At 73.7% G+C, this 14,348-nt stretch carries 12 protein-coding genes; 9 read left to right on the forward strand and 3 right to left on the reverse strand.

Annotated features, from left to right (window positions below):
- Positions 1 to 254: 254 nt before the first annotated feature.
- Positions 255 to 932 carry a hypothetical protein gene (locus tag AB0C59_RS24070; protein WP_363007851.1) on the reverse strand — a complete coding sequence of 226 codons (678 nt, stop codon included), beginning with the start codon at positions 930 to 932 and terminating at the stop codon, positions 255 to 257.
- Between the two features lie 499 nt (positions 933 to 1,431).
- Here AB0C59_RS24070 and AB0C59_RS24075 point away from each other — a divergent pair, with 499 nt between their 5' ends.
- From AB0C59_RS24075 to AB0C59_RS24115, 9 genes are all read left to right on the forward strand, one after another.
- The gene (locus AB0C59_RS24075) at positions 1,432 to 2,109 is read left to right on the forward strand and encodes a hypothetical protein (RefSeq protein ID WP_363007853.1); all 678 of its coding nucleotides are present in this window, start codon (positions 1,432 to 1,434) and stop codon (positions 2,107 to 2,109) included.
- Between the two features lie 153 nt (positions 2,110 to 2,262).
- A complete protein-coding gene (locus AB0C59_RS24080) occupies positions 2,263 to 2,508 on the forward strand; it encodes a ferredoxin (RefSeq protein WP_363007855.1) in 246 nt (81 codons plus the stop codon).
- Positions 2,498 to 3,892 carry an FAD-dependent oxidoreductase gene (locus AB0C59_RS24085; RefSeq protein ID WP_363007857.1) on the forward strand — a complete coding sequence of 465 codons (1,395 nt, stop codon included), beginning with the start codon at positions 2,498 to 2,500 and terminating at the stop codon, positions 3,890 to 3,892. Before AB0C59_RS24080 ends, AB0C59_RS24085 begins: the two co-directional genes overlap by 11 nt.
- 53 nt (positions 3,893 to 3,945) lie before the next feature.
- On the forward strand, positions 3,946 to 5,187 hold the full coding sequence (locus tag AB0C59_RS24090; protein WP_363007859.1) for a cytochrome P450: 1,242 nt from the start codon (positions 3,946 to 3,948) through the stop codon (positions 5,185 to 5,187).
- Between the two features lie 100 nt (positions 5,188 to 5,287).
- A complete protein-coding gene (locus AB0C59_RS24095; RefSeq protein WP_363007861.1) occupies positions 5,288 to 6,175 on the forward strand; it encodes a universal stress protein in 888 nt (295 codons plus the stop codon).
- A 102-nt stretch (positions 6,176 to 6,277) separates the two neighbouring features.
- A complete protein-coding gene (locus tag AB0C59_RS24100; protein ID WP_363007863.1) occupies positions 6,278 to 7,300 on the forward strand; it encodes a zinc-dependent alcohol dehydrogenase in 1,023 nt (340 codons plus the stop codon).
- Positions 7,297 to 8,193 carry a universal stress protein gene (locus AB0C59_RS24105; protein WP_363007865.1) on the forward strand — a complete coding sequence of 299 codons (897 nt, stop codon included), beginning with the start codon at positions 7,297 to 7,299 and terminating at the stop codon, positions 8,191 to 8,193. Before AB0C59_RS24100 ends, AB0C59_RS24105 begins: the two co-directional genes overlap by 4 nt.
- Positions 8,194 to 8,384: 191 nt before the next feature.
- Entirely contained in the window at positions 8,385 to 9,578 is a 1,194-nt protein-coding gene (locus AB0C59_RS24110; protein WP_363007867.1) for a hypothetical protein, read from the forward strand.
- Positions 9,575 to 10,744, forward strand: coding sequence for a PP2C family protein-serine/threonine phosphatase (locus AB0C59_RS24115; protein ID WP_363007869.1), 1,170 nt, complete (start codon positions 9,575 to 9,577; stop codon positions 10,742 to 10,744). Before AB0C59_RS24110 ends, AB0C59_RS24115 begins: the two co-directional genes overlap by 4 nt.
- 34 nt (positions 10,745 to 10,778) lie before the next feature.
- On the opposite strand, the gene AB0C59_RS24120 is transcribed toward AB0C59_RS24115, so the two are convergent.
- Entirely contained in the window at positions 10,779 to 11,759 is a 981-nt protein-coding gene (locus AB0C59_RS24120) for a threo-3-hydroxy-L-aspartate ammonia-lyase (protein ID WP_363007871.1), read from the reverse strand.
- Positions 11,756 to 12,466, reverse strand: coding sequence for a PAS domain-containing protein (locus tag AB0C59_RS24125; RefSeq protein ID WP_363007873.1), 711 nt, complete (start codon positions 12,464 to 12,466; stop codon positions 11,756 to 11,758). Before AB0C59_RS24125 ends, AB0C59_RS24120 begins: the two co-directional genes overlap by 4 nt.
- Positions 12,467 to 14,348: the final 1,882 nt, after the last annotated feature.

The following is a 14,348-nucleotide window of genomic DNA, read 5'->3' on the forward strand; positions in this document are numbered from 1 at the left end:
GTACTTCGACTCCGTGGTGCGGGAACGCACCTACGACGCGGCCGTGGCGGCCGCCGTCGCCGGCGGCCGGGGCCCCAGGTGCCTCTCTCCCCACTCCCGAACGCGCCACGCTGGTGACACGCGGGTGTTCGGCGAAGGCTTAGTGTGGTGCCCGGGTACGCCGATCAGGGCTACCCGGACCGGAACCCCGGCCCGATTCCGGCGGGCCGGGGGTCCCGTTCTGCACGTCACTTCACGAGGTGCGACTCGGGGGCTCAGTCGTCCCAGTTGCCGCCGCCGTTGTCGCCGCCTCCCCAGCCGCCGCCACCGCCGCCACCGCCGTGGCCGCCACGGCCGCCGCCGTAGCCGCCACCACCGTTGTAACCCCAGTGGTCACGGACGACGCGGAAGCTGCCCACCACACCGTGCCTGACCTTCACACCGCCGCGGACGTGGCGGGGGAAGAGGCCGTTGCTGGAGCTGTGGGGACCGACAGTGGCGATCGGCGCACCGTTGTCGCAGGTGGCGCCGTTGAAGACCTCGACGGTCTTCCAGCTGTCGTTGCGGACGTTGAGGCTGTTGGACCCGAGGCCGCTGACCACGGTGATGCAGCCACCCGGAGCGGCGGAGTAGTCGCGCTCGTTGATGTGGATGCGACCGTAGTCGTAGTCGTAACCGCGGTCACCGCCACGGTCACCGCCGCGGTCACCACCCTCGTTGCCCTTGCCGTTGTCGTTGTTGTTGTAGCCGTTGTTGTTGTTGCCGTTGTTGTTGCTGTTGCCGCTGTTGCCCTCCGGAGCGGCGGCAGGGGCGACCGGGGCGGCGGCGACCTGCTGGGCCACCGGAGCCGCCTGCGCCGGCTCGGAGGCCGCGGAGGCGTACGTGATACCCGTGGCCACCAGGGCCGCGCCAGCCGCGAACGCGGCGGTTACAGCGATGGAACGCGTTGCCATGTCACTTCTCCTGTCTCAGACACGTCGGCTGTGATGAGCCGATGCGAGATTGAACGTACAGACGATCTCTAAATCCGTCATGTCGGACATGCCGACAATATGAAGAAGCATCCATTCGGAGCAGCCTCGGCATTGACGCCGTGTCATCGTCGGCCCCATGACCTGCGCGGATGTCCGCGCCACCCGGCCTGACACACCGTCCGGCACCGACACGCCGGCATCCGGACGGCGTGTCGCCCGACGTCCGGACGCGACGGCGCGCGCCGCACGCGAAGAACGCGCCCGAGGCGGCCGAGCCCAACTCCCCTCCCCCGCAGGACCCAGGAAGCGACGCAGCCCGGAGCACGAGTCGAATCACCTTGCTCCATAAGGGAGTTGACGGCGCATCGACGCCGGGACCGCCGTTCGGCCGTCTCCGGTGGCGCGCCCCGGGCGATGCGGGCTTGCTGGTACCAGGAGGCCGAGGGCCCCGAGGATCCCGAGGAGGAGGGAGCCGCGCATGAGGAGCGCACGGCAGGGGCGGCAGGCACTGGAGACCCCGCGCGCCGCCGGGCTGGCCGGCGTCGTCTTCGCCCTGCTGGTCGCGGCGGCCATCGTCCTGATCCGCCTGGGGATCCCCCAGGACGCCGCCGCCGTCGGCGCCGGCGCCTTCACCGACTCCGTACGGCGCGGGGCGGTACGGACGGCGCTCGCGCTGGTGCCGTTCGCCGGCATCTTCTTCCTGTGGTTCGTGGGGGTGATGCGGGCCCATGTCGGTGAGGCCGAGGACAAGTTCCTCGCCACCGTCCTGCTCGGCAGCGGACTGGTCTTCGTGGCCACGATGTTCGGGGCCGCCGCCGCGGCGAGCGCCGTGCTGGCCACGGCGCGGACCCCCGGCACCACCCCGGGCCTGCCCGCCTGGGACTTCGGCAGGCACTTCGCGTACTCGCTGATGATCGGCTACGCCATGCGGATGGCGGCGGTGTTCACCTGTTCGATGTCGGTCATCGGCCACCGTCTCGCGATCCTGCCGCGATGGCTGACCCTGCTGGGTTTTCTCAGCGCCGTGACGCTGCTGTTCGTCTCGCCCAAGGTCCCCTGGTCGGAACTGGTCTTCCCCGCATGGTCGCTGCTCATCAGCCTCCACATCCTCGCGGTGAGCGGCCGTCCGCGCCCCGGCACCGCGTCCGGCCCCTGACCCCGTCACCGTTCACTCGTTCGGCGCCCCTGGGCGAGCGCCGCGCCCCCGCTCGGCCGAGGCTTGCCGAGGGAGAGGATGTCCGCCGTCCGGAGGTGGCCGCCCAGCGGGCGGCGCCCCTGCGGACCTGGCCGCCGAAGGGGCCGAGCGCCGATGAGACTTGTCGTCGATCTCAACAAGTGCCAGGGATACGCGCAGTGCGCGTTCCTCGCGCCGGACGTCTTCGCCATGCACGGCGAGGAGTCGCTGGTCTACGACCCGCGCGCCGACGACGGGCAACGGGAGGAGGTGGCGCGCGCCGTCGCGGCCTGCCCGGTCCAGGCGATCACCGCCGAAGGGCTCAGGCCCCCCGAGGCCGCGGGCGCCGCCGCCCGGACGGGGGCGTCCGATGCCCGCTGAGGACTTCCTCGGATGGCTCAGGAGCGAGGGCCGCATCGTGGTCGTGGGTGCCTCCCTCGCCGGCCTCAGAGCCGCCGAGACGCTGCGCGCGGAGGGGTTCACCGGCTCCCTCACCATGATCGGTGACGAGCCCTACGAGCCGTACGACCGGCCGCCGCTGTCCAAGGGGGTACTGCTCGGGAAGGCCGACCCCCGCCACACCGACCTGCCCCGCCGCCGGGACATCGACGCCAAGTGGCGCCTCGGTGTCGCGGCGACCGGCCTCGACATGGCGGCCAAGCGGGTGCGGCTGGCCGACGGGGACGAGGTGGAGTACGACCGGCTGCTGATCACGACCGGCGTGCGGGCCAGGCCCTGGCCGAAGGAGGAGGAGGCGCGGCTCGACGGGGTCTTCGTGCTGCGCACCCGCGACGACGCGATCCACCTGGAACGGCGGCTGAAGGGCTCGCCGCGCCGGGTGTTCGTCATCGGCGCGGGCTTCACCGGTTCGGAGATCGCCTCGGCCTGCCGGGAGCGGAACATCGCGGTCACCGTCGCGGAGCGCGCGGGCGCGCCACTGGTGGGCGCCCTCGGCGGGGTGGTCGGGGCCGTGGCGGCCGAGATGCACCGGGAGAACGGGGTGGACCTGCGCACCGGTGTCGGCGTCACCGCTCTGGAGGGCGACACGGTGGGCCGGGTGCGCGCGGTGCATCTGTCCGACGGCAGCGTCGTGGAGGCGGACGTCGTGGTCGTCTGCCTCGGGGCGACCCGCAACACCGAGTGGCTCGCGGACTCCGGGCTCGGTGCGGGGCCGCGCGGCATCGCCTGCGACGCCGGCTGCCGCGCCTTCGACGTACGGGGCATCGTCACCGACGACGTGTTCGTGGCCGGAGACGTCGCCCGCTCCCCGCACCCCCTGTTCAGCTACCAGTTCCTCTCCCTGGAGCACTGGGGCAACGCCGTCGCCCAGGCCGAGGTCGCCGCCCACAACATGATCAGCGCCGGCACCGACCGCCGTCCGCATCTGTGGGTGCCGGCCTTCTGGTCGTCGCAGTTCGGGGTGAACATCAAGTCGGTCGGCGTGCCGTCCATGGCGGACCAGGTCATGGTCACCCAGGGGTCGCTGGCCGAGCGCCGGTTCGCCGCCGCCTACGGCTTCCAGGGCCGCGTCATCGCGGCCGTGACGTTCGACAACACCCGGTGGCTGCAGTTCTACGAGCGCCTGATCGAGACCGCCGCGCCCTTCCCGGTGGAGTTCCCGACGGTGGACCGCCGCCCCGAGGGCAGGCAGCCGGTCCCGGCCGACTTCCCCGACCCGTCCCTGCCGAGCCACGGCCCGACCGTGACGCTCAGCGGCTACTCGCCGTCCGACCGGCGCCTGGTCTTCAACCCCGCCCGCCACTGACCCGGCGGGAGCGCCCCACGCCCACCGAACGCCGAACGCATCGAGGACCCTTCATGACGACACAGACCAAGACACTCCTGCGTCAGATCACCGACTACGCCAACCGCGCCGACCCGTATCCGCTCTACCACCGCCTGCGCGAGACGCCGGTGCTGCACGAGGAGGAGGACGGCCCCTACCTCGTCGGCTCGTACCACGACATCCTCAGCCTGCTGCACGACCCGCGGATCAGCTCCGACGCGACCAACCTCGCCGCGGCGGGCGACGACGAGCTGAGCGGCCCGGAGAGCACGGGGCTGCCGCCGAGCTTCATCCGGCTCGACCCTCCCGAACACGACCGGCTGCGCAGGATCGCCAACCGCCCCTTCGGGCCGCCGCACAGCCCGAACCGGGTCAACTCGATGCGCGGTGACATGGAGCAGATCGTCGCCGAGCTGATCGACGGCTTCGGGGACGCCCGCGAGATCGACCTGGTCGACCAGTTCGCCTACCCCTTCCCCGTGACCGTCATCTGCCGGCTGCTGGGCGTGCCGCGCGAGGACGAGCCGCGCTTTCGCGCCTGGGTCGACCCGCTGGTCGCCAGCCTGGATCCGGACACCCGCGGAGGCGACTCCTCGCATCAGGAGGCGGCGCAGCAGGCGCGGCTGCAACTGGGCATGTACCTCAACGGGCTGGTGGAGCAGCGCGCCAAGGACCCCCAGGACGACATGCTGTCCGAGCTGGTGACGAGCAAGGGCCCGGACGGCGCCATGACGACGATGGAGGTGCTGAGCACCGCGGTGCTGCTGCTGATCGCCGGTCACGAGACGACGGTCAACCTGATCACCAACGGCATGCTCACCCTGCTGCGCCACCCCGAGTACCTGGACGAGCTGCGCGAGGACCCCGGCCTGTCGGTCGACATCGTGGAGGAACTGCTGCGGTTCGAGCCGCCGGTGCAGCTCGTCCCGCAGCGCACCTGCATCGCGGACATCGAGGTCCACGGCGTCACCATCCCCAAGGGGGCGCGGATCTGGCTCGTGCTCGGCGCGGGCAACCGCGACCCCGAGCGCTTCGAGGACCCCGACCGGTTCGACCCCCACCGCGGGGACATCCAGCACCTCGGTTTCGGCAGTGGCGTCCACAGCTGCTTCGGCGCGCCACTGGCCCGCCTGGAGGCGCAGATCGCGCTGACCGAACTCGCCCGCCGGTTGGGGAGTCCGCGTCTGGTCGAGGACCCGCCGCCGTACCGGCAGAACGCGGTCCTGCGCGGCCCGCGCCATCTCAGGATCGCCTTCGACCAGCTGCTCCCGTAGGACGTGCCGCAGGCCCCGGCTCGGGTCCGCTCCCGCGTCACGCGGCCTGCCTGCCCACCGGGGTTCCGGCGCCGGAACCCCCCGTTCAGGAGGCGAAACGATGGTCCGCAGCGTTGTCGTGGGCATCAACGGATCCCCGGAGAGCCGCGCCGCCGGCGACTGGGCGGCACGGGCGGCCGAGGCCCGTGGCCTGCCGCTGACGGTGGTGCAGGTCCGGGAGCCCTTGCCGGACCTGATGGCCCGCGCCCCCATGCTCGGTGCCGAGACGGAGCAGCACTTCAGTGAGCGCGGGCCCCGTGCGACGGCGGAGGACCTGCGCGGGCGCCACCCGGGCCTGAAGATCGTCGAGGAGCAGGTGACGGGCCGCCCCGCCACGGCGCTGGTGGAGGCCTCCGAGGGCGCCGACCTGCTGGTCCTGGGGTCCCGGGGGCTGGGCGGGCTCGGCGGGTTCCTGGTCGGGTCGGCGAGCCTGGGCGTGATCGCCCGCACCGAGGTCCCGGTGGTGCTGGTCCGCGCCGGATCGACCACGGCGCCGCGGCAGGACGGGCCGGCGGCGGACCCGGCCGGTGCCGTGGTGCTCGGGCTCGACGTCACCAGCCCCGACGACTCGGTGATCGCGTTCGCCTTCGAGGAGGCCGACCGCCGTGCCCGCCCGCTGCAGGTCGTCCACTCCTGGAACCTGCCCTCCTTCTACGCCCAGCGCCTGCCGGGAGGCCGGGCCTCCTGCGAGGAGATGGCACGGGAGCAGACGGAGGCGCTCACCGGCGTGCTCGGCCCCTGGCGGCTGCGGTTCCCCGGCGTCGAGGTGGCGGCCGAGTCCCGTCCCGGCGGGGCGGCGGACCGCCTGGTCGACACCTCGCGGGAGGCCTCGCTGGTCGTGGTCGGCCGCCGGGTCCGGCGCAGCGCCCTGGGCCCCCATATCGGGTCCGTCACCCACGCGGTGCTGCATCACGCCGCGGCCCCCGTCGCCGTCGTCGCCCACGACTGACGCTTCCCGGGCCCGGCGGCCGACGGGCCCGTCCCCCGGTCCGCACCGCCGACGTCCCGCCGGTCCCGGCCCCCTTCGCCCCGCAGCCTCAGGAGCATCCGCATGAAAGCCGCCGTCGTCCGGGCGTTCGGCCAGCCCCTGGTCCTGGAGGACCGCCCGGACCCCCAGCCCGGCCCCGGTCAGATCCGTGTCCGTGTGGAGGCCTGCGGTCTGTGCCACACCGACATCCACGCCGCTCTCGGCGACTGGCCCGCGCAGCCCCTGCCGCCCTTCGTCCCCGGCCACGAGGGCGTGGGCATCGTCGAGGAGTGCGGCGCCGGAGTCACCCACCTCACGTCGGGGCGGCGGGTCGCCGTGCCCTGGCTGGGCTGGGCCTGCGGACGCTGCGAACACTGCCTGGGCGGCTGGGAGTCGCTGTGCCCCCGGCAGGTGAACACCGGCTACGGCTGCGACGGCGCCTACGCCGAGAAGATGCTCGCCCACGCCGACTTCGCCCTGCCCGTGCCCGACGGCCTGTCCGCCGTGGAGGCGGCCCCCCTCGTCTGCGCCGGTGTCACCGCCTACAAGGCGCTCAAGGTCGCCGGCGTCCGCCCGGCACATCTCGTGGCGGTCTGCGGCATCGGAGGGCTGGGGCACCTGGCCGTGCAGTACGCCAAGATCGCCGGAGCCCGGGTCGCGGCGATCGACGTCGTGGACGACAAGCTCGAACTCGCCAGCGAACTCGGTGCCGACCTGGTCATCGACGCCCGCACCCAGGATGTCGCCCACGTCCTGCGCGGCCAGGGCGGCGCCCACTGCGCCCTCGCCCTCGCCGCCGACGACACCGCCTTCGAGGCCCTGCACGCGGGACTGCGCCGCGGCGGCACCCTGGTCATGGTCGCGCTGCCCGCCCACGGGTCCCTGCGGGTCCCGGTCTTCGACACCGTACTCAAGGGCATCTCGGTCACCGGATCCATCGTCGGCACCCGCCAGGACCTGGCCGAGGTGCTCGGGCTGCACGCCGCGGGCCGTACCCGTGTCGTCTTCGAGACCCGCCCCCTGACCTCCGTGAACGAGTCCCTCCACGACGTCAGGACCGGGCAGGTGAAGGCCCGCGTCGTCTTCGACCTCGGCGCGGCGCGGTGAGCGGCGCGGGCGGCCTGCCGCTGGTCGTCGGTGTCGACGGCACCGAGGCCGGCCTGCGCGCCGTGGACTGGGCGGCGGACGAGGCGAGCCTGCGCGGTGTGCCGCTGCGCCTCGTCCACGCCTCCGTCTGGGAGCACTACGAGGGTGTCTCGCTCGCGCAGGGCGCGGCCCGGCCCGTCGAGCAGGTGATGGCCGAGGCACGCGTGGACGCCGCGGCCCGGCGCGCGCGCGAGCGGCGCCCCCGGCTGGAGGTGTCGGCGGCGGTGCTGGCCGAGGAGCCCGCCCGGGCGCTGCTGCGGGAGGGCCAGTACGCGTCCGCGCTCGTCCTCGGCTCCCCCGACCGGGGCGGCGTCGCGGGGCTGCTGCGCGGTTCGATCGGGGTGGCGGTCGCCGGGCACGCCCCCTGCCCGGTCGTCGTGCTGCGCGGCGGGAACCGTGCGACGGCACCCGGGGGGTCCGCGGCGCGGGGACGCGTCGTGCTGGGCGTCGGCGCCGGTCCGGCGGGGTCGGCGGCGGTGCGGTTCGCCCTGGCGGAGGCGGGTCTGCGGCGGGTGCCGCTGGAGGCGGTCCGCGCCTGGCGCGCCCGCCGGCCCGCCGGTGCGGGGGCCGGGCGGTCGGGTCAGGCCGTGCGGGTGCTGGAGGAGGCGCTGCACGACGCCCCGTCCGGGATCGAGGTGCGTCTGCGGGCCGTCGAGGGTTCGGCGCCCAGGGCCCTGGTGCACGCCTCGCACGAGGCCGGCCTGCTGGTGGTGGGCGCCCGGCGCCGCCGTGGCGGCTCCCGGCTGCGGCCGGGGCGGGTCGACCACACCGTGCTGCACCGTTCCGCGTGCCCGGTCGCCGTGGTGCCCGAGAACGCCCCCGGCACGTGGCCCGCCGAGGACGAGGACGGGTGAACCGCTGGGCAGGAGGGCCCGAACCGTCGCGGTCGGCACCGCTCCTGACGGTCCGACCGGGGTCCCGCGCGAGCCGATCGCGGTCGGCACGAAACCTCCGTCCCCGTTCCGCCATCTCCTGAAGGGGACCCGCGGGGTCCCTCGCACCGGCTGCCACCGTCCGGTGGGATCGGGAGCCGAAGGGAAGGCGCGTGCCCGTCATCAGTCAGCGGGTTCATCTGGTGCTGCTCGGTGCCTGGACGATCATCTGGTTCGCCGTGGTCGAACGGCACGGCGGCTTCTCCTGGCACTATCTGCGGGTGGGCGGGCAGCTCATCTACCAGAACCCCTCGCGTGAGGGCGACGGCGGCCTCAACCTGTACGCCCACCACCCCGAGTTGCAGATGGGGCCCGTGAGCTTCCTGGTGGCGGGGCTGTTCAACCCGTTCCACGAGGGCGTGGGCCAGTTCCTGGCCGCCGCCCTGATGTCGTTCCTCGGCCTGGTGGTCCTGGTCCTGGCCGGGCGCAGCGCCGCCTGGTACTTCCTGGGCACCGGAACCAACCACCAGCGGCTGCGTCAGCGGGTGCTGATCGCGGGACTGGCCTTCATCCCGATGTGGATCGAGGTCTCGGTGCGCTTCGGCCATCTCGACGACGTGCTGGCACTGTTCTTCACCGCGCTGGCCGTGCACTCCCTGACCCGGGGCAACGCCGCCGGGACCGGTGTCTTCCTGGCCCTGGCCATGGATTCCAAGCCGACCGCGCTGGCCTTCCTGCCGCTGCTGCTCGCCCTGCCGAGGGGCCAGTGGCTGCGGGCCGGGCTGTGGTGCGCGGGCCTGGTCGCGATCGTCTGGCTGCCGTTCTTCGTCGGCGCCCCGCACTCGCTGGCCGCCGCCCATTTCACCATCCCCAACCAGCCCGCCTCGGCCCTGCGCTGGCTGGGCGTCGGCGACCCCCGCACCCCTTCCTGGGACCGGCCCGCCCAGGCGGCGCTCGGGCTGGCCCTGGGGGGCCTGGGTGTGTGGCGGGGGCGCTGGCCGGCGGTCGTCCTGCTCGGCGCCAACGCCAGGATCGTCCTGGACCCCAGCGTCTACACGTACTACACGGCGTCCGTGCTGCTCGGCACCCTGATGTGGGACGTCATCGGTCAGCGCCGGCTCGTGCCCTGGTGGAGCTGGATCGCTCTGCTCGCCCTGTACGGCAGTGTCTTCACCGTGCCCGACGACTCGGCCCGGGGCCTGATCCGGCTGGGCTTCGTGGCGGTCTCGACGGCGTACGTCCTGTTCTGGCCGGTACGGGACCGGGGCGACCGGCGGCCTCGCTCGCGGGCCCGCCCGCGCGGGGCGGTGGTGCCCCGGGCGCGCGGTGGCCGCAGGGCCGGTGAGGAGGCAGGGTGGAGGGCATGAGCCCCCGCGACGGTCCATGGCAGCCGTGGCAGTCCTCGCACGCGCTGCTGCTGCTTCCCGTCACGCTCATCGTGGTGATCACTCTGGTGGACATCCACTCCCCCGAGTCCGTCCATCTGGGGCCCGCCCTCGTGATCGCGCCCGCGCTCACCCCGTCCTTCGCGGGTCCCCGGCTCACCGCGCTGGTCGGAGCACTGGCGGTGGGGGCCCAGGTGCTCATCGGGTTCCTGCACGGCGGGCTGACCACCACGAACCACATCGTGCAGGTCTGCACGCTGGCCGCGTTGTCGGCCATGATCGTGGTCTACTGCGCCGTCCGGGACCGGCGCCGTGAGCAGCTGGCCCAGGTCCGCTCGGTGGCGGAGGCCGCCCAGCACGTCCTGCTGTGGCCGCTGCCCGAGCAGATCGGCCCGCTGAAGGTCGCCTCGCTGTACCTGGCGGCGGAGGACGAGGCCCAGATCGGCGGCGACCTCTACGCGGCCACCCGTACCGACGACGGGGTGCGGGTCCTGATCGGCGACGTGCGCGGCAAGGGGCTGCCCGCCATCGGCGAGGCCGCGCTGCTGCTCGGCGCCTTCAGGGAGGCGGCGCACCGGCACACCGGCCTGGCGGAGCTCGCGGCCGCCATGGAGGAGAGCGTCAACCGGTATCTGGCCGACTTCGAACCGGTCGAGGAGTTCGGTGAGCGCTTCGCCACCGTGCTGCTGGTGGAGATCCCCGACGACGACCACATCACACGGATGACGAGCTGCGGCCACCCCGCGCCGCTGCTGCTGAGCCCCGGCAACGCGGTCACCGTGCCGAGCGTGCATCCGGCCCCGCCCATGGGCATCCGGGTGACGTCGGCGGCGGACTACACCCTGGACGTGTTCTCCTTCGAGCCCGGCGACACCCTGCTCCTCTTCACCGACGGCGTCATCGAGGCGCGGGACGGCGAGGGCCGCTTCTATCCGCTCGCCGACCGTGCCGCGCGCTGGACGGACGCGAGCCCGGAGTCGATCCTGCACCACGTCCGGCGCGATCTGCGCGACCACACGAGCGGAAGCCTCGACGACGACGCCGCCCTCATCGCCCTGAAGCGCACGTCCACCGTCCACCACGTCCGCCCGCACGGGCGGATCATCCACGCGGACGGGTTCAGGCACCACTCCCGCCACGGCGGCTGACCGGCGGTGGGGCCGGCGGGCGGTGGACTCCGTGTCAGCCGTCGATCAGCGCGGCGAACCGTTCGGCGCCGATGTTCCCGCCGGAGACGACGACGCCGATCCTCGCGGGGAGCGGATCGATCCGGTGGGCCAGCAGGGCGGCGAGCCCGGTCGCGCCGCTGGGCTCGACCACGATCTTCATACGGTCGAAGGCGAACCGCGTCGCGTCGAGGATCTGGGCGTCGTCCACGAGGGCGATGCCGTCCACCAGCTCCCGGTTGACGGAGAAGGTGAGCTCGCCGGGGGTCTCCGCGGCCTGGCCGTCGGCGATGGTGCGGGGCACCGGGATCGACACGCGCCGGCCGAGTTCCAGGGACCGCTTGGTGTCGTCGCCCGCCTCCGGTTCCACGCCGAGGACGCGGATGCCCGGCACGGCCGCCTTGGCCGCGATCGCGCTGCCCGCGAGCAGGCCGCCGCCGCCGACCGGGACGACCAGGGCGTCCAGCTCGCCCGCCTCCTCCAGGAGTTCCAGGGCCGCGGTGCCCTGGCCGGCGATGACGTGCGGATGCTCGTAGGGCGGAATGAGCGCGAGGCCCCGCTCGGCGGCGAGCGCCTGGCCGATGGCGGTCCGGTCGCCGGTGTAGCGGTCGTAGGTGACGATCTCCGCGCCGTAGCCGGCCGTCGCCTCGATCTTGGCGCGCGGCGTGTCCTCGGGCATGAGGATGACCGCCGTCGTGCCCAGTTCCCGGGCGGCGAGCGCGATGGCCTGCGCGTGGTTGCCGGAGGAGTACGCGGCGATCCCCTTCGCCCGCTGCTCGGCGGTCAGCCGTGAGGCGGCGTTGTACGCCCCGCGGAACTTGAACGACCCACCGCGCTGGAAGTTCTCGCACTTGACGAAGACCTGCGCCCCCACGAGTTCGTCCAGCGTGCGCGACCGCAGTACGGGGGTGCGGTGTGCCACGCCCTCGATCCGTGCCGCCGCCTCACGGACGTCCTCGGCCGTCACGGGCAGGGTCGCGTTCCTCACGTCGGTCATGCCTGTACTCCCTTGTGCGCGGGGGCGGGGTCGCCCTCGGGTGCCGGCGCCCCCGGCTCGGTCCTGTTCCTGGTCCTGGCGAGGTAGTTGTAGGCGGAGGCGCGCGAGATCCCGAGCCGTTCGGCGACCTGCTGGGCCGCTCCGCGCACCGCGAAGACCCCCCGGTCGTCCAGGCTGCGGAAGAGCTCCAGCCGTTCGGCGCGGCTGAGTTCGGCCCAGTGCTTGTTCTGCCGCAGCTGGTGGGCGTCCACGATCGCGTCGACCACGGAGCCGATGTCGTCCCCGAACGTGGTCGTGGGCGCCCCCACGGGGTCGGTGACACCGGCGAGTTCGCCGAGGAGGGCGAACGCCTGGTTCACGGCGGTGATGTCGACGTTGACGCACAGCGCCCCGAAGACCGCCCCGGCCGAGTCGCGCAGCAGCATCGTCGAGGACTTGACCAGTTTTCCGGAGTCCGTGCGGGTGACGTAGTTCAGCTCGTCGGCGGCCTCGTCACCGCGCGCGAGGAGGCCCACGCCGATCTCGCTCATGGATCCGCCGACGGTACGGCCGGTGACCGTGCCGGCGAGGGCGACCACGGACCGGTGCGGCCGACGGAAGTCGTGGACGACCACCTCGCAGAGGGAGCCCAGGGTCGCCACGATGCCCTCGACGACGGGCTTCAGCGCCGCGATGATCGCGTCCTGCTCCTCTTCTCGTCCCCGCACGCCACCCTCCCCTTGTTCTGGACCTGGAGTCTAGACGACTGGACACAGTTTCCAAAACGTTGACGGTGCGTCACTCAGCCGCTCCGCAGGTCACCTGGCGCAGCGAAAGTCACAATTACGTATCGGACATTTGGCGCCTCAATCTTCACGCGAGCCACACAAGTTGGCTAGGTTGTCCGGCGGGCCGCATGACTGCCTCCGGCGAACAGCGCCGGGTCGCGCGGCCTCCGCCGGGGTGAGAACGGCTCAACCGCCCGCCGGGGCAAGGGCCGTAGGGCGCGCCTTCCGGAACCACCCGCCCGCACACACCCTTTGAGCCCGGCCAGCCGAGGGGCACCCCTCACCGCCGACGCGGCGGGCGGAGCACGGAAGGAGTACGTCCCTATGGCGCCGGAGCGCACGGCCGACGAGCCGAGCCGGGCGGAGGTCCAACGGCGGATCCACAGCCTGTACGAGCGGGCCGAGACCGACAGCGGGACCTTCAACGCCACCCGGGCCGTCGCGGCCGGAACGCGCGATCGGGTCGGTCCCGTCGCCGAGAGGCCGCGCAGGCAGGCGGATCCCGCGCTCGACTCCCTCGCCAAGGAGTGGTTCGCGGCGGCGCGCGCGAGCATGGGCCCGACCGTTGCGGCGGCGCTGCCCGCCCCGGTACGGCCCACCGTCGAACGCCGGCTGCCGGAGCAGGCCGCGGGGCCGACGGGCGGAGCGGCGGTGCGCCCTCTCGAACTGAACGCCGGGCCTCGGGCCGCGCTGCCGGCCGCGGGGCCTGAGCGGAGCCCTCGGGAACTGACGTCGGGGGCGGCCCTGGCCCTGCCCGCCGCGTCACCGCTGCGGGGCTCCAAGGAGGGCAACCAGCGCAAGCTGGCCGCCGCCCGGGAGCTGCTGGCCGGGCACGTCGCACGGCGGACCCCGGCCCTCGCGGCGGCCGCGCGGCCACCCGCGCTGGAGGCACCGCGGGAGAGCGGGCCCACGTTCGAGTCCACCAGCGCCCTGGCGGCGGTCGAACCGCTCGCCCTCCCCCGCGGCACGGAGACGTTCGGCACGGGCGGCTTCGCCGGCACCACGTCCGGCACGACCGACGTCCGCACGAACACCACCCCGGACGCCTTCGACACGGGCGGCCTCAGCACCGGCAGCTTCGACACGGGCACCCTCGGCACGGGCGCGCCCAGCACCGGTGGCTTCGACACGGGCACCCTCGGCGCGGCCGGCCTCAGCACGGGCGGCCTCGACGCGGGAGGCTTCGACACCGGCACGTTCGGCACGGGCAGCCTCGCCCCCGGCGGCTTCGACACGGGAACGCTCGACACGGGTTCCTTCACCACCGACCCCCTCGGCGCAGGCGACGCCCTCGGCACGGGGCCCTACGACACGGGCAGCCTCGCCTCCGGCGGCTTCCACACCGGCACGTTCGGCACGGGAACGCTCGGTGCGGGTGGCCTCGACGCGGCCGGCCTCAGCACGGGTGGCCTCGACGCGGGCGGCTTCGACACCGGCACCTTCACCCCCGATGCCCTCGGCGCGAGCCCCCTGAGCGCGGGCAGCTTCGAGACGGGCACGCCCGGCGCGGCAGGCTTCGACATCAGCACGCCCGGCGCGGGCGGCTTCGACACCGGCGCCCTCATCACCGGTCCCCTCGGTGCGGACAGCCTCACCTTCGACGCCGGTCCCCTCGGCGCGATCGGTGCCGACACCGGCACGTTCGACACGGGCGCCCTCGGCGCGGCCGGCCTCACCTCCGGCGCCTTCGACACCGGCACCCTCGACACCGGCCCCCTCGACGCTGGCAGCTTCGGCACCGGCACGCCCGACACGGGTGGCTTCGACACCGGCACCTTCGACACCGGGGCCTTCGCCGCGGACGCGCTCTCGCGTGCCATCG

The sequence above is a fragment of the Streptomyces sp. NPDC048664 genome (assembly GCF_040650555.1).
GTDB lineage: Bacteria > Actinomycetota > Actinomycetes > Streptomycetales > Streptomycetaceae > Streptomyces.